The following is a 24,776-nucleotide window of genomic DNA, read 5'->3' on the forward strand; positions in this document are numbered from 1 at the left end:
ATCCCGGCTGCTGGGTCGACAGAGACGCGTCTCGGGCGCCGTGTCTCAAGGTTGCGCGAACATTGCCGGCGGGGTGCTACCACTGATGAGCCGGGTGAAGTAGCCACGTGCGAAGTCGGCGAAGGCGGCGGCTTGCGGGTGCGAGCCGGTGGACGGCCAAGCCAGGATTACTTCGACGCGCGGGGAGTCTTCCACTGGCAGGTAAGCGACGTCGGGGTCCTGATGGCTGTAAGCCGTCGTGGCGGAGGTCAACCCAAGGGCATCGCCGACGGAAATCCGCGCTAGCCACTCGTCGGTATTGGCCACGGTGATCGTATACGGCTTCCGGCCTGCGTTCTCCCACAGCCTCGCCGTGGCGGTCGGCGCGGTCCTGCACACGGCAATCGGGCCAGGGGCCAGGTCCGACAGCGACAGCGCACTCCTGGCGGCCAGCGGGCTCGTCCTGGCGACGGCGGCCACAAGGCTCTCGCTGAACAGCGTCGAAACGTTGAGGCCGGTTTGGAGCGGGTCCGCGGGCAGGGCGCGCCGGATGATGGCGGCGTCGATCTCTTGGTTCAGTAGCGCCGATTCGGGATCCTGGGGGCGGCTGGGTTCAACGGGCAAGTTGCTGGCATGCCGCCACTGTTCCAGGAGCGGAACCGTGTGGGCGCCTAGTCCTGCCCAGGCCCATCCGAGCCGCAGCGGCCGGCTGGCGTCGTCATGCAGGCCGGCCAGCGTATTGTCGAGCTGGACGAGCAGGATCCTGGCCTCGGCTGCGAGCCGCCGTCCCGCCGCGGTGAACCTGACCCACCGAGTGGAGCGGTCCACCAGCGGCACCTCGACGATCTGCTCCAGCTGCGCAATGGTCCGGGAAAGCGTGGGCTGGGTCGTCCCCAGGACGGCAGCGGCGGTCGTGAACGTGTCGGAGTCCTCGAGCGTGACCAGCGCCCGAAGATGGCGCAGCTCCACATCCATACGTCCAGCGTATAACAGCCTTCGCAGGGGCGTATTTCCCTACGGTGCACGGATTCCTTACGGTAGCGGCATGCAAATCATGATCATCGGAGCAGCAGGCAAAGCGGGCCGGGCGGTCCACCGGCACCTGGCGGGGCGGGGCCATGAGATCATCACGGTCGGACGCAGCTCAGGCGACATCCGCTGCGACATCACGGACCCGGCCCAGCTCGACCAGTTGTGGGCGCAGGCCGGACGCGTCGACGCGGTGGTCTGCGCCGCCGGCGAGGTCCCCTACGCCACGATTGATGAACTCAGCTCAGAGGATTATCAGGCGGCCTTTACCCAAAAAGTGCTCGCCCAGATAAACCTCGTCCGCACCGGGCTGGGCCATGTGGCTGAGCGCGGATCGTTCACTCTGATCAGCGGTATTCCTTCGCGGGATCCTGTGGTTTCCGCCGCAGCCGCGGCGATGGCTAACGGGGCCATCGAGGCGTTCGCGCGCACGGCCGCCGTCGAGATCGCACCAAGGCGGATCAACGTGGTCAGTCCCTCGGTGTTCACCGAGAGCCTGGATGACTACGCTGACTTCTTCCCCGGTTTCGTCCCGGTTCCTCTGGCCGAGGTGGCGCGGGGATTCCAGAAAGCGGTCGAGGGCGCCGCTACCGGACAGGTCATCACCCTGCCATGACACCGGCACGCTCAACCGCCATCGCAGCCTACGTGGTCCTAGGCCTCGTCTGGGGCTTCAACTTCGTCTTCATGCACATGGCCTCACCGTTCATCAGCGCAGAACAGACAACTTTGCTGCGGATCGTCTTCGGCCTGGTCCCCGTGGTCATCTTCGCACTCGCGAAACGCTCCTTCGCCTGGCGGCACCTGCGCCACATCCATCATTTCCTGGTGATGGCGGTCCTGGCCTCAGGCCTGTACTACTACGCGTACGCGGCCGGGACCTACCGGCTCGACAGCGGCATCGCGGGCGCCCTGAGCGGCTCGATCCCGCTGTTCGCCTTCCTGGCTGCGGTCGTGGCGCTGCGTACCGAGCCGTTTACCGCCCGTAAAGCCGCAGGGCTGGTAATCGGCGCGCTGGGGGTGTTCCTCCTTGCACGCCCCTGGGCTGCAGGTGCCGTCGACGTCACGGGCGTGCTGTTCATGCTGCTCGGCTCGGCGAGCCTGGGCGCCTCGTTCGCCTACGCCCGGCGCTTCATCAGCCCGCTGGGCATCCCGGCCGCAGCCTCGGCGACCTACCAAATGGTCCTGGCATCCCTCGGACTGCTGACGTTCACCGACCTGCACGGCATCACCGCCATCACCCAGGATCCGCCGACCATGGTCGCGGTGGTCCTCGGGCTTGGAGCGGTCGGCACCGGGGTGGCGTTCATCCTTTACTACATCACCATCGCCGGACTCGGGGCCCTGACCGCATCCACGGCCACCTACATCCCGCCCGTGATCGCCATGGTCATCGGCGCCATATTCCTCCACGAGCCGGTCCTCCCTTCGGCCATCCTCGCGGTCGTGCTCATACTCATTGCCGCGGTCGTTACCCAAACGCCAGCACACCTGCTCGCCGGCGTGCTGGCACGGGGGAGGAAGACCAGCGGCAGGCACTGAACCAAGACGAAGGCGGCCGCTGCGCTGGGCAGCGGCCGCCTTTGCGGGAGGGGCCGGCCGGGGCCGGCGGGAGGACCGGGCTACATCTTTTCGGCGGTCAGGTCCTGGTCCCGGCCCTCCTTCACGCCGAGCAGGCAGACCGCGGCGAGCACGAACGCGCCGGCCCAGGCAGCGGCGACCATCCACAGCTCCCCGCCAGCGGCGAGGACCAGGCCGCTGGCGACCATCGGGGTGAAGCCGGCGCCCAGCGTGGAGGAGAGCTGGTAGACCAGTGAGGCGCCGGTGTAGCGCACCCGGGTGGGGAAGAGCTCTGCCGTGAAGGCGCCGAACGGGCCGAAGATGGTGCCCTGGATGACGCCGTTGGCCAGGAAGAGTCCGATGGCGAACAGCCACAGGGCGCCGAGTTCAAGCATCCACATGATCGGGAAGGCCAGGACGGCGCCGGCCAGGATGCCGATCAGCATTACGGGCTTGCGGCCGATCCGGTCCGAGTAGCGGGCGGCGAACCAGATCGCGACGACTGTCAGCGCGGCGCCGAGCGCCTTGATGTTGAGCACGCCGGTGCGGTCCAGGCCGACGTGGTCCACCACGTAGGAGATGGCCCAGACGGTCATCAGGCCCTGCACCGTGTAGGAGCTCATGCCGACGAGGGTGCCCATGATGACGTTCTTCGGGTACTTCGTCAGCACCTCGAGGATCGGGATCTTGCGCTCCTGGGCCTTGTGCTCCAGCGCGAGGAAGAGCGGGGACTCGGCGACCTTGAGCCGGATGACGAGGCCGATGCCGACGAGTACCACGCTCAGCAGGAACGGCACGCGCCAGCCCCAACTGAGGAAGGCCTCGTCCGGCAGTGTAGAGACGGCGGAGACTGCCAGGGTAGCCATCACGGCGCCGGCGGGGCCGCCCATGTTGGCGAAGCTGGCGGCGAATCCGCGGCGTTCCTTCGGCGCGTGCTCGAGCGCCATCAGCATGGCGCCGCCCCACTCGCCGCCGACGGCCAGGCCCTGGACGATCCGCAGCGTGATCAGTGCGGTCGGGGCGAGCATGCCGATCTGCGCCGTGGTGGGCAGCAGGCCGATCAGCGTGGTGGCCACGCCCATCAGCAGCATCGAGGTGATCAGCACGCCCTTGCGGCCGAGCCGGTCGCCGAAATGTCCGAAGACGATGCCGCCCAGCGGCCGGGCGATATAGCCGACGGCGAGGGTGGCGAAGGACGCGAAGATCCCCACCGCCGGGTCCATGTTCACGAAGAACACCTTGTTGAACACCAGCGAGGCCGCCGTCGCGTACAGGATGAAGTCGTAGAACTCGATGGCGCTGCCCATGAAGCTGGAGGCCAGGATGCGCCGCATCTGCGGCGTGTTGAGGCTGGGAACCTTCAGCGGCTCGCCGTGGCCGCCGGCAGGGGTCTGCGGCAGTGGAGACGACTTCGGCGTCGTGCGTGTGCTCATCGTGCAACCGCCATTTCATGCTTGTCCGCGGCGGCGACCGGGTCGGCGCCGGAATATCGGGAAGAGAACGGGATGATGTCGAGGTCGTCGGGGATGTGGAAGCCGCCCTCGAACGACGTGCCGTGCGCACGCCACACCGCGTCCGGCGTGGTGCCGGGGACCAGGTGGTGCAGCGCCAGGCGCGCGGCACCCGCCTGCCGGGCGATCCGGATCGCGTCCTGCGGAGAGGAGTGCGACCGGCGGTGGTGGTCGATGGAGGCGCGGGCCTCGTCCGTGTCGATGCTGCCGTAGGCGCGCTCCACCCAGTCGAAGTCGATGGCCTCGTGCAGCAGCAGGTCGGTGCCGCGGGCGAGCCGGACCAGGTTATCGCATGGCGCCGTATCGCCCGAGATGGTGACCGAGCCCTCCTCGGTATCGAACCGGAAGGCGAAGGCCGGGGCGATTGGCGGGTGCTCCACCAGCGTGGCGGTGACGGTCACCAGTTCGTCCCGGTAGATCTCGAACGGCTCCATGCCGGCCGGGGTGGGGTTGACGTTGGGGTGGTAGCCCGACGACGCCGGGACCGCGATGTCCTCGGCCGCGAAGTAGTCCAGCGGTGACGGCCGCAGCGCGTCGATGACCCGGTCGTTGAGGTCGGTGCCGTAGGCCTGCATGAGGTGGTGGAACATCTCGCGGGTGCCCGGGGTGGGCAGGTCCGGGAACACCGGCGACGGCGGCGTCGTGGCGCGCGGGGAGGCAGGCGGGAGTTCCCCGCGGTTGCCGGGGCCGACGATCCGGATGGTGTGCTGGTCCTGCTTGAGCGTAAACATGCCGAAGATGGCCAGGCTCGCCAGGTCGATGGTGTGGTCCGAATGCAGGTGGGTCAGGAAGATGCCGCGCAGGGAGGAGATCGGCAGGCCGGCCTTCATCAGCTGGCGCCCGACACCGCTGCCGGCGTCCACCAGGTACACGGCGTCGCCGACGACGACGGCGGTTGCTATTCCGCTGCGGCGGCCGGCATTCTCGCCCGTCCACCAGCGCGGGCCGCCCGCGGTGCCGAGCGTGACGACATGCGGGTTCAGGGAAGTCTTCATGGAATGGGAAGTCCTTAGGATGAGCTGCTCCGGCTTCGGCCGGTTGTTCTGCATTCCATGATCCGAGTCACAGTCACCCTTGTAAAACTGAAATAACTGCCCTAGTTCAACGGTTTTGCTTATGAATGAAGATGGGTGCGGCAAGTGGCCGCAGGCCACCGTAACCGCCGGACCGGGCCCGGCGGTTACGGCACGCCGCAGCGGAAGCCGCCCTCGCCGTCGTCCTCGATCTGCGTGCGGAAAGGCAAGCAGGCGTCCGCGAGGGTGCGGCGCAGCCACTCCGCGTCCTGGAGTCCGGCGCGTTCCAGCCGCAGCCGCCGGGAGCGGACGGGCACCAGCCGCAGCCCGCGGAGCTCGTGCGTGACGGCGTCGAGCGTTACCAGCACCAGCAGGCGCAGGTCGTCGCGGAACTCGTCGTAGCCGCGGATGCCCTCGTAGTCGTTGATGAGGTCGCCGCAGCCGTACAGCACCGGCCGGCCGCGGTAGGTTTCCAGCGGCCGGGGGTGGTGCGAGGAGTGGCCGTGGATGATGTCGGCCCCGCCGTCGACGAGCCGGTGCGCGAAACGGGTCTGCTCGGGCGGGACGCCGTAACCCCAATTCGAACCCCAGTGCAGCGACACGATAACGGCGTCGCCGGGCCGGCGTTCGGCGCGGATCCGCTCCAGCAGCGAATCCGCTGCTGCGTCGGAGAGGTCGGGCAGGAAGGCCAGGCCCGGCCGTTCCCCTAGGGCGCTGTTGCCGCGGGTTGCTCCGCTGGAGGAATGCGCGGCGGCGAAGAGCAGGACCCGGCCGCCGGGCGTGCCGAGCTCGGCCGGCGCCCATGCGCCGGCGGCGTTCCGTCCGGCGCCGGCGGTTCGCAGGCCCGCGGCCCGCAGGACATCCAGCGTCTCCTCCAGCCCGCGCACACCGAAGTCCAGCACGTGGTTGTTGGCCAGGACGCAGGCGTCGATCCCGGCGGCGGTGAGGCAGCCGATGTTGCCGGGATGCATGCGGTAGTGGATGCCCTTGCCCGGAGCGAAGCGGCCGCTGGTGGTCACGCTGGTTTCGAGGTTGATGATGCGCAGGTCCGGGGCCGCCTGGTCGAGGAGCGCCAGCGCCTCGCCCCACGGCCACTCGGGCGTGACCGGGCGGGGGATCGGGCCGTTGACCGCCTCGGCCAGCGCAATGTAGTCCCGCGCGTCATGGACGAAGGACTCCCGGAGCCGCGGCGGATTCGAACCGGGCAGCAGCTGGTCTATGCCCCGGCCGGTCATCACGTCGCCGGCGAGGAAGATCGAGATCGAGTCGGAACCCATGGCGCCACCGGCCTCGGAGCTGCTTGCCTGCCTGGAACCAACTCTAGTCCGGGCCGCGCAGGCCGGCACCTCAGCCGGGCCTGCCGGGCGGGGCCTGCCGAACCGGACTAGGAGAGGTTGTAGCGGTAGGTCCGGGCGAGGCTGCCGTCACGCGAGGGATGCTCGCCCACCGGGATCCAGCCCAGCCGGTCGTAGAACGGGGCGGCGCTGCCCTCACCGAGCATCGCGACCAGCTCTGCCCGCGGGGCGCCGGCGGCGCGGGCTTCCTCGAGGAACCTCTCCACCAGCAGCTGTCCGGCCCCGGAGCCCCGGGCGGCGGTGTCCACGGCCACCGCGGTAATCACCGCGACCTGGTCGGCCGCCGTCGTTATTGTTTCCACCGCGGGCGCTCCGGCATCAGCGGAATCCCCAGGGTGCCGGTTGCCGGCGTTGGCGTTGCGGAGGATCCGGCTCAGGTAGGAGCGGGCCCGGGTGCGGATGAAGTGGGCGGCCAGCCGGGGCCGCCCGGCCAGCGCGACCAGTCCGGCGGAGGCCAGCCTCATGCGGTGGCGGCGGACGACTTCTTCCACATGGCGGACCTGGTCCGTCGAGCCGACGAGGAAACCGATCGGTGCGGCAGAGGTGCCGGTACCGGATGCGTCGGGCCGTTCGGCCACGAGCGCTACGCCGTAGGGGGTGTCCAGGAAACTGCCGTGCCAGCGCCGCACGAACCGCTCGCCCATCTGCGGGAAGAGGCCGTCGGGAACGTAGCGGCACTGCCAGGCGGCCATGGCCGGCAGGTCTGCCGCCGTGGCGGGGCGGATCGTGACCGTCGGGGCAGCGCGGGAAAGGGCTGGAGCTTCGGCGGAGTGGGGCAAGGGTCCTTCGGGGTCGGCAGGCGGGCTTGCTTCCTGGGAGGCTGACGGGCTTGCTTCCTGGGAGGCTGGCTGGCCCTCCAAGGGAGAGGACGACCCGCCCGTGGAAAGGGGGTCGGAGCCGAGCTGTGTCAAGTGCGGCCGCCTCTCCGTGGTTGACGAGTCATTGATGTCAGCCCAGTGTAGGGGACCAGCCTAGGCGGAAGCGGGGCAGACGCTCCGCGCGTCCAAAGGTTTCACCGCCGCCTGAGCAGGCGCAACTCCTGGCTGTTTACCCGCCGTTTACCTGCGCGGAAGGGATCGGAGTGACGCGGATCATCCGCTGGGGCGCCCGTTCCCCGTGTTCGACGCTTCACTGGCCGCCTGGCAGTCTGGTCCAGCGGCCGCGCTCGTTTGGCCAGCGGGCCCGACAGGCGCTCCTGGAGCCTGTGGCCCTGGTGATCGCCGAACGTGAACTTTGCCTGAACTTCGTCCACGGATGGCCGGGGCAGCCGAGGGGATACGGCTCTACACTTGGACCTGTGGCGCGGGCCGCCCGCGCCGACCTATGGCCGACCTTCGATGGAGCAGGTGAGCACAATGGCTGGACGAGTAGTGCACTTCGAGATTCCCGCCGATGACCAGAACCGCGCGCGGGACTTTTACCAGTCCGCGTTCGACTGGAACATCAGCGAGGTGCCGGACATCAACTACCACATGGTCATGACCTCGCCGGTCAACGACCAGGGCATGCCGGCCGAACCGGGCTCCATCAACGGCGGCATGTTCGCCCGCGAGGGGGACCTGGCCACGCCGGTCATCACGGTCGAGGTGGATGACATCGATGCCACGCTGGAGAAGATCGGCAGCCTGGGCGGATCCACCGTGCTCGCCAAGCAGGCCGTGATGGACATGGGCTTCGCGGCCTACTTCCGCGACACTGAGGGCAACGTGATGGGCCTCTGGGAGAACAAGAAATAGGGCGGCGCCGAAGTCGTCGGATTCCGTCGCCAGGCCCGGGGCCGTGGCAGAATCGCTGGCATGGACGTGCAGTTGCCGCTGGAATGGCCCAGGACCCCGCCGTCGCACGGTTCGGTGGTGCTCCGTCCGTTCCGGGAAACCGACGCCGCGGTGGTGACGGAACTGTCCCGCGACCCGTACGTTCCCCTGATCAGCACCGTCCCTGCGGATGCCTCGGAGGAAGAGGGCACGGAGTGGATCCTGCGCCAGAACGGCCGCTTCACGCAGGGAATGGGCTATTCGTTCGCCATCGCCGACGCCGCCACCGACGAGGCTCTCGGCCAGATAGGGCTGTGGCTGAAGGCCGTTGATACCGGCCGGGCGAAGGCGGGATATATCGTGGCGCCGTCCGCCCGCGGCCAGGGCGTGGCCGCCGCCGCCCTGACCGCTCTGACCAGGTTCGCCTGGACGCTGCCCGCCCTGTACCGCGTCGAACTGTACATCGAGCCGTGGAACGAGGCCTCGGTCCGCACGGCCCTTGCCGCCGGCTACGAGCGCGAGGGCCTGCTCCGCAGCCATCAGGAGATCGGCGGCGAGCGCAAGGACGTGCTGCTTTTCGCCGCCGTGCGCCCAACGGACTGAGGGGGCGCTCCGGACGCGCGGCGGGTCTGTCCCCGGACCGCGCCGCGCGTCCGAGGACAGCTCGGGTCAGCCGCCGAGGTAGCGGAACTTCTCCCACCGGCGCTGGAGCCGCTCATCCCTGGGAGCAGCCGCTGTGCGGGACAGCTCGTACTCGATGGCGGTGGCCATCCGGCGGCAGAACTCCCGGGGCTTGTCGTCCGGGTGCTCGTCCACGATGTGGTCCACCAGTCCGACCCGCCGCAGGCCGGCAACGTTGACCTCCTGTGCCGCGGCAATCGAGGGCGCGAACTCGGTGCTGCGGTGCAGGATGGCGCTTGCCCCTTCGGGCGGCAGCGGGGAAAGCCAGGAATGCTGCGCCGCGATGGTCCGGTCCGCGGGGAGGAGGGCCAGGGCCCCGCCGCCGCCGCCCTGGCCCAGCAGCACCGAGACGCTGGGGGATTCGAGCCCGATCAGGTCGAACAGCGAGCGGGCGATCTCGCTGGCCAGGCCGCCTTCCTCGGCTTCCTTCGACAGGTCGGCACCCGGGGTGTCGATGACAGTCAGCAGGGGCAGCTTGAGTTCCTCGGCCAGCCGCATGCCCCGCCTGGCTTCACGCAGCGACCCGGGGCCCATGGCAGGTCCGCCGGGATGCCGCGGCCGGTCATGTCCGAGGACCACGCAGGACTGGCTGCCGAACCGTGCCAGCGCGAGCAGCAGGCCGGGGTCGTTTTCGCCCTGGCCGGTGCCGTTCAGTGGCAACGCGTCGTCCGCTCCGGCCGCGAGCAGCCAGCGCAGGTCCGGCCGGCGGGGGTTGCGGGAGAGCTGGATGGAGGTCCACGCATCCACGGGGGAGGGCTCGACATCGACCGTGGCGGGGGCCGGCACGGCTTCGGCCGGTTCCGGGATCAGGATGCGCAGGGCCCGGTCGAGGATGCCTGCCAGCTCCTCGGGCGGCACCACCGCGTCGACCAGTCCCTTCTCGAAGAGGTTCTCGGCGACCTGGACGCCCGGCGGGAAGGGCTTTCCGTGCAGGGCAGAGTAGACGCGGGGGCCGAGGAACCCGAGCAGCGCCCCGGGCTCGGCGACGCTCATGTGTCCCAGCGAGCCCCACGATGCCATCACGCCGCCAGTGGTTGGGTGGCGCAGGTAGACGAGGTAAGGCAGCCCGGCCTGGCGGTGCCTGCGCACGGCGGCGGTGATCTTGACCATCGCGAGGAACGCCGGGGTGCCTTCCTGCATGCGCGTCCCGCCGGAGGCAGGCCCGGCCAGCAGCGGCAGGGCCTGCGCGGTGGCCCGCTCGATGGCGGCGGTGATGCGTTCGGCCGCGTCCCGGCCGATCGAGCCCGCGAGGAAATTGAACTCCGACGCGATGACCGCGACGCGTCGGCCGCGGATCAGGCCCTCGCCGGTGAGGACGGACTCGTCGGTGCCGGACCTGGCGCGGGCCTTGGCCAGGTCGTCGAGGTAGTCGGCATCCACCTCCCGTGCGGCCGCGGGGACGTCCCACGAGCGGAACGAGCCTTCATCGAGGACGGTGCCGATGAGTTCCAGTGCGTCCAGGCGGCGGGTCTTGTCCAGGGTGGGCATCTCAGGCGGCCTCGCCATCGGACTCGGCCCCGGAAATCCAGCGGCGGATGGACTCGCCGTCGGCGTCCAGCAGCGGCGGTGCCTGGTGCGCGGCCTTGGTTGTTTCGCTCGCGTCGGGGGCGAAGAACCGCAGGGGCGGCCCGGGCAAGGTGACCTTGCCGAGGACGGGATGCTCGACGTCGACCGTCAGGCCCTGGGACCTGACCTGGTCCCAGGCATAGACCTCGTCCAGGCTGCGGACCTTGCCGGCGGGGACGCCTGCCTCGTTGAGTTTGGCCAGCAGTTCTTCCGCGCCGTAGGCACTGAACGCCTTCTCGACCTCAGCGATCAGTTCCGGCCGGTGCGCCACGCGGCGGGCGTTGGTGGCGAAGTCCTCGCGGGCCGGGTCGATCCCGAAGGCCTGCGCGAAGGCCGTCCAGAGCTTCTCGCTGCCCACGCTGATCTGGACGTGTCCGTCGCCGCACTTGAACAGGCCGTATGGGGCGATCGACGGGTGCTGGTTGCCTTGGGCCCGCGGGGTTTCGCCCGCGACGGTGTGCCGGGTGCCCTGGAAGGCATGCACGCCGACCAGCGCCGCCAGGAGCGAGGTCCGGACCACCTGGCCGCGTCCCGTGCGCTCGCGCTCCAGCAGCGCGGCCAGGGCGCCGTAGGCCCCGTACATTCCGGACAGCAGGTCGGCGATCGGGACGCCGACGCGCTGCGGGTCGTCGGGACCGGAGCCCGTCAGCGACATCAGGCCGGCCTCGCCCTGGAGGATCTGGTCGTAGCCGCTGCGGTGCGATTCCGGACCGTCATGGCCGAAGCCGGTGATGGAGAGGATCACCAGCCCCGGGTTCAGTTCGTGCATCCGTTCGGGACTGAAGCCCAGCCGGTCCAGCACGCCGGGGCGGAAATTTTCCAGCACGACGTCGGCGCGCTCGATGAGTGCCGACAGGAGCCGTTTGCCCTCATCGGACTTGAGGTCCAGGGCGATGGATTCCTTGTTCCGGTTGCATGAGAGGAAGTATGTGGCGATCGGGTCCTCCTCGGGGCCGACGAACGGCGGCCCCCAGCCGCGGGTGTCGTCCCCGTGGCCCGGATTTTCGACCTTGATCACGCGGGCGCCCAGGTCGGCCATCATCATTCCGGCGTGCGGGCCGGCCAGCGCGCGGCTCAGGTCGATGACGGTGTAACCGGTCAGCGGTCCGGCGGCGGCCGGAACGGCCGGGGAATCGGTCTCTGGCATCGTTTCAGTGCTCAAAACGGCTCCTTCTGGTTCGATGAATGGGAAGCGTGCGGGCGGCTACAGCAGGCCGGGAAGGACGAGCGTGGCCCACGCGAGCGGCGGTCCGGCGACCACGACGACGCCGCCGTAGGCCAGGATCTGCTTGTAGAACCGGTCCTTGTCGGTGCCCTCGGGCGCATTGGCCAGCACGAGGGCGCCGTTGGTGGAGAACGGCGAGACGTCGACGATCGTGGAAGCGATCGCCAGGGCGCACACCACGCCGACGGCGCTGATGGCGCCCGAATCCAGGAACGGGATGGCCAGCGGAATGAGAGCGGCCAAGATGGCGGTGGAGGACGCGAAAGCCGACACCACGGCGCCGATGTAGCAGATCAGCAGCGCTGCCAGCAGCGGGGCGCCCAGGTTTGCCACGCCGTCGGACACATACTCGATGGTGCCTGCCTCCTGCAGGACGCCGACGAAGGTCAGCATGCCGCAGATCAGCAGCACCGTGGACCAGCTGATCTTGTTGACCGCGCCCTTCTGTGCCTTGGGCGAGACCAGCGCGAGGATGACGGCGATCGTGATGGAGACGAATCCGACGTCGACCTTGAAGCCCAGTGCCACGACGGCCAGGGCGATGAGCCCGAGGACGGTCATGATCTGCGGGAACTTCTCGCCCGGAGTGTTCATGGCCGGCATGCCCTCGCCGGCCGGGTCGCGCGGGCCGTAGGTGCCGGAGCCGGAGCCCTTGTAGTTCACGTCGGCGGCGTGCGCGCCCACGCTGACCGCCATGCGGGCCTCGGCGACCTGCTCGACGAATTGCCCCACACGGGAGGAGGACAGCTTGCGCCCGCCGAGGACAAAGAAGAGGACGACGGCGATGGCGAGGTTGAAGATGAGGCTGGTCAGGAACAGTGCCATCGGGCTGCCCGGGAATCCCGCGCCGCTGACCAGGTCGTTGACGATCACGCCGTAGACCGCGATAGGGGAGAAGCTGCCGGCCTGGGCGCCGTGGACCACGAGCATGCCCATCATCAGCGGATTGATCTTGTACTTAGCCGCGAAGCTCAGCGCGATCGGCGCCATGATGGCCACGGCGGCGGGGCCGAGTGCGCCGACGGCGGTGATGGCGGCGGTGATGATGAACATGACCCACGGGATCAGGGCCACGCGGTTGTCGACCAGCTTGACGGCCTTGCTGATCAGCAGGTCGATCGTGCCGTTGTTCTGCGCGATCGCGAACAGGTAGGTCACGCCGACCAGGGTCAGGAACAGGCCGCCGGGGAAGTTGTCCAGGATGGCATCCGGGTCCATGCCCAGGAAGACCGCTCCCAGCAGGAAGGCCCCGACGAAGGCCAGGGCACCCATGTTGATGGGCAGCACCGTAGCCAACAGGAACATCGCCGCGAGGACGATGATGGAGAGAATTGGCGCGGACATCGCACTCCTCCGTGGATTAGGATAGTTGTGAAGTGAATCACTGTCTCAGTGGCCTAGCCTCTAGGAGAGTGGCCGTCCTTGTCAAGAAGGACGGGTAAAGTTCTCGAAAGGCCTTCGATCCGAAAGGAACTGCAGCGTGGCGGAAAAGAAGACGGCGCGACCGCTGGCGCGCGTTTCGCGCCAGCGGCTCTATGAGCAGCTCATGAAGCAGATTCTGGAGTACGTCGAGGACGCCCAGCTCGGCCCGGGCGACCATCTGCCCCCGGAGCGGGAGCTCGCGGACAGCCTCGGCGTTTCCCGTGCGACGCTCGCGCAGGCGCTGGTGGCCCTCGAAGTGCTCGGCGTGATCGACGTCCAGCACGGGACGGGGGCCGTGCTGGTCTACCGGCCCAGCGTGGCCAAGCTCGTCAAGGAGCTGCAGGAGCACCGGAACCGGCTGCCCGAGATCGTGGAGGCCCGCAGCGCCCTGGAGGTCAAGCTGGCCGAGCTCGCAGCGTCCCGCCGGACGTCCGAGGACCTTGAGGCGATCGACGCCGCCCTGGCCGCCATGGAGCAGGAAATCGCGGCGGGAGACCGCGGCGCGCACGGCGATGAGCTGTTCCACCGGGCGGTGACGCAGGCGGCCCATTCGCCGGTGCTGGCCCAGATGATGACCTTCATCGCCGAGATGGTGCTCGAGACCCGGCTGGAATCGCTCGGGCAGCCGGGCCGGCCGGAGCAGTCCCTGGCGTCCCACCAGCGGATCGCCGACGCCATTCGTGACGGCGAGGCGGACGTGGCGGCCCGGGCCATGCAGTCCCACATCGAACTGGTTTCGGATGTTGCCCTGCTCAAGTAGGCGTCGGCACATTCGCCAGCAACAACAGCAACACCAACGACAGCAGCAACAGCCATGACGGGAGGCCGCGCGATGACGGGAGACCAGGTTGCCGGCGCCGTGCCGCAGCCGGCCCTGACCCACTTCGCGTCCGTGACCGTCGAGGTCGGGGAGGTGCTGGACCTCGGTGAGACCATTGACGGCCGGCGCCGCGTGGTTCCGATCCGCGGGGGAAGCGTCGCCGGAAACGGCTGGTCGGGCCGCGTGCTGGACGCCGGCGCGGACTTCCAGCTGTACCCGTCCGCGGACACGGCGTACCTCACGGCCACCTACGTCATCGAGGCAGGGGACGGCACGCGGCTCTTCGTCGAAAACAAGGCGCTCCGGGCCGGGCGGCCCGAGGACCTGGCCCGGATGGTCAGCGGCGGCACGGTCGACCCCTCGCTGATCTACTTCCGCTGTGCGCCGCGGATCACGGCCGCGACGGACAGCGCCTTCGCCTGGGTCAATTCGCGGCTCTTCATCGGCAGCGGGGTCCGCACGCCGGACGCGGTCCAGCTGGAGTTCTTCGCCGTCGACTAGGCCATTTGGATGCCCGCGGGCGGGAAGGTGAACCGAGGCTTAACATGGTCACTATGCCTAGCTCATCCAGTACCTCCGCGGCTGCCCCCGGCGTCGGCCGGAACGATGGGCCGCAGGTCGAGTTCAAAGCCGGCGAGATCCGTCCCGGAGCGGACTACCGCGGCCGCGAGCTGATGCTGCTGCTGCAGAGTTTCACCACGGAGACGGACCGCTACATCGAGGCGCTGGGCCACAAGTACGGGATGCACCGCACGGACCTGAACGCGCTCACCGCCGTGATCAATGCGCGGCGTGCCGGCCTGCCGATCACCCCCGGCGTGCTGGGGGAGAAGCTGTCGCTGAGCTCAGCCGCCACCACCGCCCTGGTGGACCGGCTGAGCAAGGTGGGCCACATGGTCCGTACCCGCAGCGGGGAGGACCGGCGGCGGGTCCACCTCGACGTGACGGACAGCGCGCGGCTGCGCGGTTCGGAGATTTTCTCGCCGATGGTCGAGGAGCTGCTCAAGGTGGTCGCCCGGCACACGCCCGAGGAGATCGAGCTGCTCTCCGGGTTCATGGAGGAGCTGCGGGACGCGATGACGGCGGCGCGGGAACGCGCTCTGGGTCAGCCGGAGAACAGCGCGGGCGAGGCCTCGGCCAGCAGCGGCAGCTGAAGCGCCAGCCACGGGCTGAAGGCCCACGGCGTGGCGGTGACCGCCTGCAGCAATAACGACGGCGGTGCCCACTTCCACTCGGCGACTTCCGTTGCGTCCGGGGCCGGGTCGCCGTGCAGGCGGGCCACGTAGACCGGACAGATCTCGTTCTCCACCGTTCCGGCGGCATCGGTGGCCCGGTAGCGGAAATCCGGAAGCGCTACGCGCAGTTCCGCCACCTCGACGCCCAGCTCCTGCGGCGCGCGGCGCAGCACGGCATCCGCGGTGTCCTCGCCCGGCCCCGGGTGGCCGCAGAAGGAGTTGGTCCACACACCGGGCCAGGTTTTCTTGGACAGCGCCCGCCGGGTGGCGAGGTATTCGCCGCGCTCGTTGAAGAGGTGGCAGGAGAAGGCCAGATGCAGGGGAGTGGCCGGGCCGTGCACGGTCGCCTTGTCGGCCGTCCCGATGGGCCGGCCGGCCTCGTCGACCAGTACCACTTCTTCTACGCTTGCCACGCCGCCGTCCTTCCGCACAACGCCATCCTCCCTATCTCTCGATTATCGAGAAATAATCATGTTTACTATGAATCATGACGATTCCCATCGCCCGACAGTACCCTCCGGTGTCCGGAGGAATCGAGTTTGATGGGCTGCGGCTCGTGGACGGGACGCTGGAGCGGTTCTTCAGCGACGGCACCGCCCGCGCCGCCCGCCTGGGCGCCGGCTATGCCGGGCTCTGGCACGCGTTGCATTCGGCCGCACAGGGCGGCAAGCGCGTCCGGCCTGCCCTGGTCCTGGCCGCCTATACCGGACTCGGCGGCCCGGATCCCGCCGTCGCGACACCGGTGGCGGCGGCCTTCGAGCTGCTGCACACCGCGCTGGTCCTGCACGACGACGTGATCGACCACGACTTCAAGCGCCGGGGCGTCCCGAACCTGGCCGGTACCTACCGCGCCCGCGCCGCCGGGCAGGGGATAAGCCTCGAGGAAGCGGCCCACCGCGGCCAGTCCGCCGCCATCATCGCCGGCGACCTGGCCCTGACCGGGGCCTACCGGCTCATCGCCGGCGCCGACCTCGCCGCCGACCTGCGGCTCACGCTGCTGGAGGAGCTGGACTCCGCGGTCTTCGCCTCGGCCGGCGGCGAACTGCTGGACGTGGAGTTCTCCGGCACGCCCGAGCAGCCGTCGCTGCAGGAGGTCCTGCGGATGTCACGGCTGAAGACCGCGGTGTACTCCTTCGAGGCGCCGCTGCGGGCGGGGGCGCTGATGGCGGGAGCGTCCGCGGACGCGCTCAGGACAGTGGGAACCGCAGGGCGCTGCATCGGCACCGCCTATCAGCTGGTGGACGACCTGCTGGGCATGTTCGGAGACGAGGCAGAGACCGGAAAATCGACCACCGGCGACCTGGCCGAGGGCAAGTGCACCCCGCTGATCGCCTACGCGCGGCTCTGCCCGGAGTGGGAGCAGCTGGCCGAGCTGCTCGGCGGCACGCCCACCCGGCAGGACGCAGCCCGGGCACGCCGCCTGCTGGAGCAGTGCGGCGCGCGGGACTACGTCGAGGACCTCGCCGAGTGCTATGCCGGCCGGGCCCGGACCGCCCTGGCCGAGTCCGCCCTGCCCGCGGCCCTGGTGGCCGACCTCGAAGGCGTGCTGGAACGTGCTGTCCAAAGGAGGCGGTAATGGATAACCGGACCCAAGCGGAACTCTATGCGGCGGTCGCCCAGGAGGCGTCCGCCGTCGTCATCCGCCGCTACTCGAGTTCCTTCTCGCTGGCCACCCGGCTGCTGGAAAAGCCCGTCCGGCGGGACGTGGAGAGCATCTACGCGCTGGTCCGGATCGCCGATGAGATCGTCGACGGCGCCAGCGCCGGCTGCGGATCCGCGCCGGAAGCCATCCGCGCGTGCCTCGACAAGCTGGAACAGGACGCGCTTGAGGCGGCGTCCGGCGCCTACAGCTCCAACCTGGTGGTGCACGCCTTCGGCCTCACGGCAAAGCGGACCGGCATCGGCGCGGACCTGATCAGGCCGTTCTTCGCCTCCATGCGGGCCGACCTGGAGCGCGCCGCGCACAGCGCCGACAGCTTCGACCAGTATGTCTACGGCTCCGCCGAGGTGGTCGGGCTGATGTGCGTGCGCGCCTTCCTGCAGGGCAAGCCGGTGGACGTGGACCGCCTCGCCAGGCTCGACGCCGGCGCCCGGCGGCTCGGCGCGGCGTTCCAGAAGGTCAACTTCCTGCGCGACCTGGCGGACGACTACCGCGACCTCGGCCGCAGCTACTTTCCCGGGGTATCCGTCGACGGATTCACGGAAGCCGAGAAGCACGCCGTGCTGGACGGGATCGACGCCGACCTGGCCGCCGCCCGCGCGGTAGTGCCGGAGCTGCCCGCGGGCAGCCGCACCGCCGTCGCGGCCGTCCATGCGCTGTTCGCCGAGCTCTCCGCCCGGCTGCGGCGCACCCCTGCCGGGGACCTGCTGCTCCGGCGCGTCCAGGTGCCGAACCAGGTCAAGCTGCGGCTGATCGCCAAGGCCTGGTACCAGGAGCAGCTCCCGGCGGCGCGGCTGCCCGTGCACCTTCCGGCCGCCCGGCTCCGGCACCTGCCCGCCGCCGCCCTGTTCCGGAGCCACCGGTGAGGCCTCCTGCCGCGCCGCGGTTGGGCAGGTCGGCCAGTGCCCGCCCGGCCGTGGAACCGGGCGGACGGATCAGCGTCATCGGCGGCGGGATCGCCGGCCTGGCGTCGGCGGCGCTGCTGGCCCGCGACGGCTACCGGGTCACCGTCCTGGAGAAGCAGGCCGACGTGGGCGGCCGCGCCGGCAGCTGGGAGCGCGACGGCTTCCGCTTCGACACCGGGCCGTCCTGGTACCTGATGCCGGAGGTCTTCGACCATTTCTTCCGGCTGCTGGGCACCTCCGCCGCCGAGCAGCTGGACCTGAGCGTGCTGGATCCGGGCTACAGGGTGTTCTTTGAGGACGGCGGCCCGGCCGTGGACCTGCGCCGGGAACGCCGGCTGAACGAGGAGCTGTTCGAATCCCTGGAACCCGGCGCCGGGGCCGGGCTCTCCGCGTATCTCGATTCCGCCGAGGAGACCTACGGCCTGGCCAAGAAGTACTTCCTCTACACATCCTTCGCCTCTTTCCGGCCGCTGCTCACACGCGAGGTGCTGCGCGGCGCGCCGAAGCTGGGCCGCCTGCTGCTCGAGTCCCTGGACACCTGGGCCGGCCGCTTTGTCACCGACCCGCGGCTGCGCCAGATCCTCGGCTACCCGGCGGTGTTCCTCGGCTCCGCGCCGAAGCTCGCGCCCAGCATGTACCACCTGATGAGCCACCTGGACCTGGACGACGGCGTGCTCTACCCGCAGGGCGGCTTCACCCGGATCATCGGCGCCATCCGCGCGCTCGCCGAGGACCACGGCGTCCGCATCGTCACCGGTGCCGAGGTGGACGGGATCCTGACCGAGCGCGCCGGTACCAGGGCGCGTGCCTTCGGCGTCAGCTACCGGGGCGGCGGCGGGTCCCACGTGCTGGCCGCCGATGCCGTGGTCTCCGCCGCGGACCTGCACCACACCGAAACCGCGCTGCTGCCGCGGGAGCTGCAGAGCTATCCCGAGCGCTACTGGCGGCGCCGCGTGCCGGGGCCGGGCGCCATGCTCCTGATGCTCGGCGTCGACGGCCGGCTGCCCGAGCTGGCCCACCATTCGCTGATGTTCACCTCGGACTGGGACGCCAACTTCGCGGCGATCTTCGGCAAGCAGACCCGGGTTCCGGATCCCGCCTCCGTCTACATCTGCCGGCCCAGCGCCACCGACCCGTCAGTCGCCCCGGCGGGCCGGGAGAACCTCTTCGTGCTCGTTCCCGTCCCGGCCGACCCGGGCCTGGGCGGCGGGGGTATCGACGGCGGCGGCGACCCGCGTGTCGAAGAGGTGGCCGACCGCGTCATCGCCCAGATTGCCCGCTGGGCCGGTGTCCCGGACCTTGCCGGCAGGATCCGCGTGCGGCGGACGGTCGGCCCGGCGGACTTCGCCCGCGACTTCAACTCCTGGCAGGGCGGCGTCCTCGGCCCGGCACACACCCTGCGGCAAAGCGCCTTCCTGCGCGGCAGCAACAGGAGCCGCAAGGTCGATGGCCTGTTCTATGCCGGCGGCAGCACCATCCCCGGCATCGGTCTGCCGATGTGCCTGATCAGCGCGGAGATCCTGCTCAAGCGCGTGCGCGGGGACCTAACGACGGCGGCGCTGCCCGAACCGCTGCCGGCCTCCTCGGGCGCGGGGCTGCCGTGACGGGGCTTGTCTACCTGGCCGCGCTGCTCGTTTCGCTGGCGGGCATGGCCATCCTGGACTGGCGGCTGCGCCTGTTCTTCCGCGCGGCGCCGCTGCGCGCCGGCCTGGTGCTGCTGGCCGGCCTGGCGTTCTTCCTGGCGTGGGACCTGTCCGGCATCGCGCTCGGCATCTTCTACCGCGGGCAGACGGACATCATGACCGGCCTCCTGCTGGCGCCCGAGCTTCCCCTCGAGGAGGCCGTCTTCCTGACCTTCCTCGGCTACCTGACCATGAACCTGTACCTGCTCTTCGCCCGCAGGCTGGCCACCGGCTCGTTCCTGCCTGACGCCGGCACCACGGCGGTTGATGTCCGGCGCGGACGGTCCGGCCCGCGCGGGGCCCACGAGGAGGCGCGCCCATGACGTACTGGCTGCTCAACGCCGTCTTCCTCGCAGCCGCGGCGGCCGTCGCCCTGGCCGCCGCCCTCGTCCGGCACCGCAGGCATACTCCGGCCCAGACGGAGGCGCGCCGGCCGCGGAAAGCGGGTGCCGCCGTCGTACTCACCCTGCTGGCGCTGTGCGTGCTGACGGCGGTGTTCGACAACCTGATGATTGCCGCCGGGCTCTTCGAGTACAGCGCGGAGCACACGTCGGGATGGCGGATCGGGCTCGCCCCGCTGGAGGATTTTGCCTACGTGCTCGCGGCGGCGCTGCTGCTGCCGGCGCTGTGGACGCTGCTGCCGGCCGGACGGCAGAGGGCCGGCCGGCAAACCGTCGGAAAGCAAGCCGTCGGAAAGCAACCGGCCAGGAGGAAGGACGCGCATGGAGAATGACCTCAAGCCCGGATCGACCCTGCGGAACCTGCTGGTCTCCTCGCGGCCGGTCTCGTGGGTCAACACCGCCTACCCGTTCGCGGCCGCCTACCTGCTCGCCGCGGGCACGGTGGACCTGCCGCTCATCATCGGCACGCTGTTCTTCCTCATCCCGTACAACCTCGCGATGTATGGGATCAACGACGTGTTCGACTACGAGTCCGACGTGCTCAACCCGCGCAAGGGCGGCGCGGAGGGCGCCGTGCTGGACCGCTCGCTGCACCGGACCACGCTGCTGGCCGCCGTGCTGCTGCCGCTGCCGTTCGTGGCCTACCTGCTGGCGGTCGGGACCTGGCTGTCCGCGGTGGTGCTGGCGCTCAGCCTGTTCGCCGTGGTCGCCTACAGCGCGCCCGGTCTTCGGTTCAAGGAGCGCCCGTTCGTGGACTCGATGACATCGAGCTTCCACTTCGTCAGCCCGGCGCTGTTCGGGCTGGTGCTCGCCGGGGCGGACTTCACCGCCGGGCTGTGGACGGTGCTCGGGGCGTTCTTCCTCTGGGGGATGGCCAGCCAGGCGTTCGGCGCCGTGCAGGACATCAATGCGGACCGGCAGGGCGGGGTCGGCTCCGTGGCGACGGTGCTCGGGGCCGCCGCCACGGTCAGGTACGCCCTCGCTGCCTATGCGCTGGCCGGCATCCTGATGCTCTTCAGCGGCTGGCCGGGCGCGCTGGGCGCCCTGCTGGCGCTGCCGTACCTGGCGAACATCTGGCCGTTCCGGTCGGTCCCGGACGCCGAGGCGGAGACCAGCAACGCCGGCTGGAAGCGGTTCCTCTGGCTGAACTACGTGACCGGGTTCTTCGTGACCATGCTGCTGCTCTGGTACGCGGCCGCCCGCTGAATGATGTTGCGCGCCATGGACGGGAAGATCAGCCCGTGGAACGGCAGCACGATCCACCAGTAGAGCTTGCCGGAGAGCCCGGTGGGGAAGTAGATGGCCCGCTGCCGGTAGGTGGTGCCGGCGCCGTCGGGCAGCGCGGAGAGCTCCAGCCAGGCCTGGCCGGGGACCTTCATCTCCGCGTGCAGCCGCAGCACCTTGCCTTCCGGCGAGTCCTCCATGGCCTCCACCCGCCACCAGTCCACGGCCTCCCCGACGCTGAGCCGGTCCCCGTGCCGGCGGCCGCGGTTGTGCCCGGCCCCGCCGACCAGCTTGTCCAGCACGCCGCGGATCGCCCACGCGGCCGGCCAGGAGTACCAGCCGTTGGCCCCGCCGATCCCCTCGATCACCCGCCAGACATGCTCCGGAGCGACATCGGTGCTGCGCGTGCGCTCGTCCACGAACACCGTGCGGCCCGCCCACTCCGGGTCGCTGGGCAGCGGATCCGACGGGGGCGCCTGCGACGCGTTGGTCCAGCTGGTCTCCACCTCGCCCGCGGCCATCTTGCCCAGCGCCAGCTCCACCGCCCTGCGGTAGCCGGTGAGCCCGCCGTCCGGCTGCGGGATGTAGGCGTCGATATCGTGCTCCGCGGCCACCGCGTCATGCTGCAGCGACTCCACCAGCGGCACCGCCATCGAGTGCGGGATCGGCGTGGTCAGCGCCACCCACCAGCCCGCCAGCTTCGGCGCCGGAACCGGCAGCGAGAAGACCTTGCGCCGCGTCAGCCCGGCCTGGTGTCCGTAGCCGTACATAATGCCGGCGTAGGTCAGCACCTCGCGCGAGCCGATGTCGAACGTCCGGTTCAGCCCCTCCGGCAGCTCCGGTGCGTGTACCAGGTAGTGCAGCACGTCCCGGATGGCGATCGGCTCGATCTTCCGCCGGACCCAGCTCGGCGCCGGCATCACCGGCAGGTTCTCGGTCAGGTGCCGGATCATCTCGAAGGACGCGGAACCGGAGCCGATCACGACGCCGGCCTGGAACACCACCGCGGGCACCTCGCCTTCCAGCAGCACCCGTCCGACGGCGGTCCGCGAGCGCATGTGCCGGGAGAGTTCCACCCCCTCCGGGTGCAGCCCGCCGAGGTAGACGATCCGCTTCACCCCGGAGCGCGCGGCGGCCTCGGCCACGGTCCGGGCCATCGCGAGTTCCTTCTGCTCGAACCCGGCGCCGGAGCCCATCGAGTGCACCAGGTAGAAGAGCGTCTCCACGCCCTCGCAGGCCTTTGCCGCGGCCTCCGCGTCACCCAGGTCCCCCTCGGCGACTTCCACGTCGTCGTGCCAGGGGACCGTCGTGAGTTTCGACGGCGACCGCACCAGCACGCGGACGGTGTAGCCGGCCTCGAGCAGCCGCGGGACGAGCCGCCCGCCGATGTAGCCGGTGGCCCCGGTGACCAGTACCCGTTGTGTCATGCGGACTGTCTCCTTCGGTTGGCGGGAAGTGTGCGGCCGGCGGCAAGGCGGGCCTGCCAGCGCCGCGCCGGCGCCTGCTCCGGCCAGTGTACGGACAACGTGTGGAAGGCACGCCGGAAGCGCAGCACCAGGCTGTGCCGGCTGGCGATCGCCCGGGGTGACATGCCGGCCGCCAGCCGCAGATCGAGGCGGATCCGCCGCAGCGGCCCGAGGTGGAAGCTCAGGCACAGGTCGTCGTGCAGTTCGGCGTCCGCGCGGTGCACCTGGTCCCGCACCTGGAGCCAGCACGAGCGCCGCAGGGCCATATTGGATCCGAACAGCGGCGGGTGGCCCAGCGCCGACCCGGCCGCGAGGTAGTAGGAGCCCAGGTACAGGGCGGAAAGTACGACGGCGGCGGGCCGGGGGAGTGCGTAGAAACGTCCGTTGCCGGTCACGGCGGCGAGGCCGGGATCGCGGGAGAAGGCGGCGGCTATCCGGAGGATCCAGTCCGGCGGCAGGACGGAGTCCGCGTCGCAGCGCGCGATGATCTCGCCTGCGGCGGCGTCGTAGCCTGCCGACGCCGCGGCCGGAATGCCGGGGGCGGGCTCGGCGACCACGCGGGCGCCGGACCTGCGGGCGACCTCCGCGCTGTTGTCCGTACAGCCGTTGTCCACCACGATGACCTCGTCCGGCGGCGTTAGCTGGCTGGCGAGCGAGCGCAGGCAGGCCTCCAGCGGCCCCGCGTCGTTGAGGCAGGGGATCACCACGGAGACGCCGGAGCCCATCAGCCGGCCCCGCCCCGGCGGCTGGCCTTGTCTTGAGCCGGCGACTTGTCCTCGCGCAGCGCCTGGTACGCCTCGAGCGCCGCCTGCCGGGATTCCTTCACGTCCACGATTGGTTCCGGGTACTCCGGGCTCGCGTACTCCGGCACCCAGCGCGCAACGTAGCGGGCTTCGGGGTCGAACTTGGCCTGCTGGGTCAGCGGGTTGAAAATGCGGAAGAACGGTGCCGCGTCCGCTCCCGAGCCCGCCACCCACTGCCAGCTCGCCGGGTTGTTCGCCGCGTCGGCGTCCACGAGCGTGTCCCAGAACCACTGCTCGCCGACCCGCCAGTCGATGCCGAGGTTCTTGACCAGGAAGCTGGCCGAGACCATCCGCACCCGGTTGTGCATCCAGCCGGTGGTCCAGAGCTCGCGCTGGCCGGCGTCGACCAGCGGAACGCCGGTCCTGCCCCGCTGCCAGGCGCGGACCCGTGCGGCAGGCGAGGGGCCGCCGTCGTCCGCCTGCCGCTTGCGGCCCGGCCGATCCCACGGGAAGGCGTCGAATTCGGGACGCAGGTTCCGCTCCGCCAGCAGCGGCTGATGGTAGAGCTGGTGCCAGCAGAACTCCCGCCAGCCCAGCTCGCCGAGGTAGGTGCGCACGGCCTCGCCGGTCTTGGCGCCGCGCCGGGCGGCCACCGCATGCCCGACCTGGAACGGGCTCAGGTGCCCCCAGCGGAGGTAGGGGGAGAGACGGCTGGTGCCCCGGACGGCCGGGCGGTCGCGGCCCTGCGGGTAGTCAGCCAGCGCCCCGTCGACGAAGTCCTCCAGCAGCTCGTGGCCGGCCGCGGCGCCCGGGGTCCAGGTCTCCCGCAGGCCGCCGGCCCAGTCCGGCCGGCGCGGCAGCAGCTCCCAGCCGTCCAGCTCGTCGGACTGCGGGAGCCGGCCGCGGAAGCGCTGCGCCGGTTCCGGCGCGTCCAGCGGCTTGCGGAAATCCAGCTCCGATACGGTCTTCCAGAACGGCGTGAACACCTTGTACGGCGTGCCTTGGCCGGTCTGGATCCGCCACGGTTCATGCAGCAGCGAGGCCTGGAAACTCTCCGCGTGGCGGCCGGCCTCCTCCGCCTTCGCCTTGACCTCGGCATCGACCTGGCGCTCGGGCACGCCATAGCGCCGGTTCCAGTACACGGCCTCCGCGTCCAAGGCGTCCGCAACTTCGCCCACGATTCCGGCGGCGGCCCCGCGGCGCAGCAGCAGCGGGACGCCGAGGCCGTCCAGCTCGCCGCGCAGGTCTTCCAGCGCGTGGTGCAGCCACCAGCGTGCGGCGCCGCCGAGCGGGCGGACCCCGTCGCTCTCCTCGTCCAGGACATACAGCGCCACCGCGGCGGAGTCCGCGACCGCGGCCAGCAGCGCCGGGTTGTCCCGGACCCGCAGATCGTCGCGGAACCATACCAGCGACGTCGTCATGGGATGCCCCTTCCTGGTGTCCCGCCGACCCTGCCACGGGATGAACAGTTGCCTTATCTCTCGATTATCGAAATGGTTATGATCGAGTCAAGCACACCGGGCAACCGGCCGCCAACCGAGGAGG

The 24,776-nt window shown here is 70.2% G+C and carries 25 protein-coding genes; 13 read left to right on the forward strand and 12 right to left on the reverse strand.

Annotated elements, in window-relative coordinates; all coding sequences use genetic code 11:
* Positions 1 to 45: 45 nt before the first annotated feature.
* Positions 46 to 954 carry a LysR family transcriptional regulator gene (locus WFH44_RS04075; protein WP_336711993.1) on the reverse strand — a complete coding sequence of 303 codons (909 nt, stop codon included), beginning with the start codon at positions 952 to 954 and terminating at the stop codon, positions 46 to 48.
* 79 nt (positions 955 to 1,033) lie between these two features.
* On the opposite strand from WFH44_RS04075, the gene WFH44_RS04080 reads away from it, so the two are divergent.
* Both WFH44_RS04080 and WFH44_RS04085 read left to right on the forward strand, forming a co-directional pair.
* Positions 1,034 to 1,624: a short chain dehydrogenase gene (locus WFH44_RS04080; protein ID WP_336711994.1), complete on the forward strand. Its 591-nt coding sequence runs from the start codon at positions 1,034 to 1,036 to the stop codon at positions 1,622 to 1,624.
* The gene (locus WFH44_RS04085) at positions 1,621 to 2,550 is read left to right on the forward strand and encodes a DMT family transporter (protein ID WP_336711996.1); all 930 of its coding nucleotides are present in this window, start codon (positions 1,621 to 1,623) and stop codon (positions 2,548 to 2,550) included. The genes WFH44_RS04080 and WFH44_RS04085 overlap by 4 nt, the downstream gene beginning before the upstream one ends.
* A gap of 80 nt (positions 2,551 to 2,630) precedes the next feature.
* Here the strand turns inward: WFH44_RS04085 and WFH44_RS04090 are convergent, their stop codons facing one another.
* The 4 genes from WFH44_RS04090 to WFH44_RS04105 form a co-directional block, all read right to left on the reverse strand.
* Positions 2,631 to 4,001 carry an MFS transporter gene (locus WFH44_RS04090; protein WP_336711998.1) on the reverse strand — a complete coding sequence of 457 codons (1,371 nt, stop codon included), beginning with the start codon at positions 3,999 to 4,001 and terminating at the stop codon, positions 2,631 to 2,633.
* Positions 3,998 to 5,074, reverse strand: coding sequence for an MBL fold metallo-hydrolase (locus WFH44_RS04095; RefSeq protein WP_336712000.1), 1,077 nt, complete (start codon positions 5,072 to 5,074; stop codon positions 3,998 to 4,000). Before WFH44_RS04095 ends, WFH44_RS04090 begins: the two co-directional genes overlap by 4 nt.
* A gap of 185 nt (positions 5,075 to 5,259) precedes the next feature.
* Positions 5,260 to 6,369 (reverse strand): CapA family protein, encoded by a 1,110-nt coding sequence (locus tag WFH44_RS04100; protein WP_336712002.1) that lies wholly within the window; start codon positions 6,367 to 6,369, stop codon positions 5,260 to 5,262.
* Positions 6,370 to 6,476: 107 nt separating this feature from the next.
* Complete coding sequence (locus tag WFH44_RS04105) at positions 6,477 to 7,226, reverse strand: GNAT family N-acetyltransferase (protein WP_336712004.1); 750 nt, start codon at positions 7,224 to 7,226, stop codon at positions 6,477 to 6,479.
* Between the two features lie 576 nt (positions 7,227 to 7,802).
* Between WFH44_RS04105 and WFH44_RS04110 the strand changes: the two genes are divergently transcribed.
* Together WFH44_RS04110 and WFH44_RS04115 are read left to right on the forward strand one after the other, a co-directional pair.
* Complete coding sequence (locus tag WFH44_RS04110; RefSeq protein WP_336712005.1) at positions 7,803 to 8,183, forward strand: VOC family protein; 381 nt, start codon at positions 7,803 to 7,805, stop codon at positions 8,181 to 8,183.
* A 60-nt stretch (positions 8,184 to 8,243) separates the two neighbouring features.
* Positions 8,244 to 8,804: a GNAT family N-acetyltransferase gene (locus tag WFH44_RS04115; protein ID WP_336712007.1), complete on the forward strand. Its 561-nt coding sequence runs from the start codon at positions 8,244 to 8,246 to the stop codon at positions 8,802 to 8,804.
* 66 nt (positions 8,805 to 8,870) lie between these two features.
* Here the strand turns inward: WFH44_RS04115 and WFH44_RS04120 are convergent, their stop codons facing one another.
* The 3 genes from WFH44_RS04120 to WFH44_RS04130 are packed head-to-tail and all read right to left on the reverse strand — an operon-like array spanning position 8,871 to position 13,017.
* Positions 8,871 to 10,370 (reverse strand): carboxyl transferase domain-containing protein, encoded by a 1,500-nt coding sequence (locus tag WFH44_RS04120; RefSeq protein ID WP_336712009.1) that lies wholly within the window; start codon positions 10,368 to 10,370, stop codon positions 8,871 to 8,873.
* 1 nt (position 10,371) lies between these two features.
* Positions 10,372 to 11,595: a CaiB/BaiF CoA transferase family protein gene (locus tag WFH44_RS04125; RefSeq protein WP_336712889.1), complete on the reverse strand. Its 1,224-nt coding sequence runs from the start codon at positions 11,593 to 11,595 to the stop codon at positions 10,372 to 10,374.
* A gap of 57 nt (positions 11,596 to 11,652) precedes the next feature.
* Positions 11,653 to 13,017 (reverse strand): SLC13 family permease, encoded by a 1,365-nt coding sequence (locus WFH44_RS04130; protein WP_336712010.1) that lies wholly within the window; start codon positions 13,015 to 13,017, stop codon positions 11,653 to 11,655.
* Positions 13,018 to 13,153: 136 nt separating this feature from the next.
* Here WFH44_RS04130 and WFH44_RS04135 point away from each other — a divergent pair, with 136 nt between their 5' ends.
* The 3 genes from WFH44_RS04135 (at position 13,154) to WFH44_RS04145 (ending at position 15,069) form a co-directional block, all read left to right on the forward strand.
* Positions 13,154 to 13,855: a FadR/GntR family transcriptional regulator gene (locus WFH44_RS04135; protein ID WP_336712012.1), complete on the forward strand. Its 702-nt coding sequence runs from the start codon at positions 13,154 to 13,156 to the stop codon at positions 13,853 to 13,855.
* Between the two features lie 72 nt (positions 13,856 to 13,927).
* A complete protein-coding gene (locus WFH44_RS04140; RefSeq protein WP_336712013.1) occupies positions 13,928 to 14,416 on the forward strand; it encodes a DUF3237 family protein in 489 nt (162 codons plus the stop codon).
* 53 nt (positions 14,417 to 14,469) lie between these two features.
* A complete protein-coding gene (locus WFH44_RS04145; RefSeq protein ID WP_336712015.1) occupies positions 14,470 to 15,069 on the forward strand; it encodes a MarR family winged helix-turn-helix transcriptional regulator in 600 nt (199 codons plus the stop codon).
* Here WFH44_RS04145 and idi read toward each other — a convergent pair.
* Positions 15,021 to 15,563, reverse strand: a complete 543-nt coding sequence (gene idi / locus WFH44_RS04150; protein ID WP_336712016.1) for an isopentenyl-diphosphate Delta-isomerase — start codon at positions 15,561 to 15,563, stop codon at positions 15,021 to 15,023. The genes WFH44_RS04145 and idi overlap by 49 nt on opposite strands.
* Before the next feature lie 74 nt (positions 15,564 to 15,637).
* Here idi and WFH44_RS04155 point away from each other — a divergent pair, with 74 nt between their 5' ends.
* From WFH44_RS04155 to WFH44_RS04180, 6 genes are read left to right on the forward strand one after another with little or no spacing between them, the layout of a single operon-like run.
* Complete coding sequence (locus WFH44_RS04155) at positions 15,638 to 16,726, forward strand: polyprenyl synthetase family protein (protein WP_336712018.1); 1,089 nt, start codon at positions 15,638 to 15,640, stop codon at positions 16,724 to 16,726.
* Positions 16,726 to 17,676: a phytoene/squalene synthase family protein gene (locus tag WFH44_RS04160; protein WP_336712020.1), complete on the forward strand. Its 951-nt coding sequence runs from the start codon at positions 16,726 to 16,728 to the stop codon at positions 17,674 to 17,676. The genes WFH44_RS04155 and WFH44_RS04160 overlap by 1 nt, the downstream gene beginning before the upstream one ends.
* Positions 17,677 to 17,726: 50 nt before the next feature.
* The gene (crtI, locus tag WFH44_RS04165) at positions 17,727 to 19,319 is read left to right on the forward strand and encodes a phytoene desaturase family protein (protein WP_336712892.1); all 1,593 of its coding nucleotides are present in this window, start codon (positions 17,727 to 17,729) and stop codon (positions 19,317 to 19,319) included.
* On the forward strand, positions 19,316 to 19,720 hold the full coding sequence (locus tag WFH44_RS04170; protein ID WP_336712022.1) for a lycopene cyclase domain-containing protein: 405 nt from the start codon (positions 19,316 to 19,318) through the stop codon (positions 19,718 to 19,720). Before crtI ends, WFH44_RS04170 begins: the two co-directional genes overlap by 4 nt.
* Entirely contained in the window at positions 19,717 to 20,130 is a 414-nt protein-coding gene (locus tag WFH44_RS04175; RefSeq protein WP_336712024.1) for a lycopene cyclase domain-containing protein, read from the forward strand. The genes WFH44_RS04170 and WFH44_RS04175 overlap by 4 nt, the downstream gene beginning before the upstream one ends.
* A complete protein-coding gene (locus tag WFH44_RS04180) occupies positions 20,120 to 21,004 on the forward strand; it encodes a prenyltransferase (protein WP_336712026.1) in 885 nt (294 codons plus the stop codon). Before WFH44_RS04175 ends, WFH44_RS04180 begins: the two co-directional genes overlap by 11 nt.
* Here WFH44_RS04180 and WFH44_RS04185 read toward each other — a convergent pair.
* The 3 genes from WFH44_RS04185 to WFH44_RS04195 are packed head-to-tail and all read right to left on the reverse strand — an operon-like array spanning position 20,947 to position 24,652.
* Positions 20,947 to 22,449 carry an SDR family oxidoreductase gene (locus WFH44_RS04185; protein ID WP_336712027.1) on the reverse strand — a complete coding sequence of 501 codons (1,503 nt, stop codon included), beginning with the start codon at positions 22,447 to 22,449 and terminating at the stop codon, positions 20,947 to 20,949. The two genes, WFH44_RS04180 and WFH44_RS04185, sit on opposite strands and share 58 nt — an antisense overlap.
* A complete protein-coding gene (locus WFH44_RS04190; RefSeq protein ID WP_336712029.1) occupies positions 22,446 to 23,213 on the reverse strand; it encodes a glycosyltransferase family 2 protein in 768 nt (255 codons plus the stop codon). Before WFH44_RS04190 ends, WFH44_RS04185 begins: the two co-directional genes overlap by 4 nt.
* The gene (locus tag WFH44_RS04195; protein WP_336712031.1) at positions 23,213 to 24,652 is read right to left on the reverse strand and encodes a cryptochrome/photolyase family protein; all 1,440 of its coding nucleotides are present in this window, start codon (positions 24,650 to 24,652) and stop codon (positions 23,213 to 23,215) included. Before WFH44_RS04195 ends, WFH44_RS04190 begins: the two co-directional genes overlap by 1 nt.
* Positions 24,653 to 24,776 lie beyond the last annotated feature (124 nt).

This window comes from Arthrobacter sp. USHLN218 (assembly GCF_037144715.1).
GTDB lineage: Bacteria > Actinomycetota > Actinomycetes > Actinomycetales > Micrococcaceae > Crystallibacter.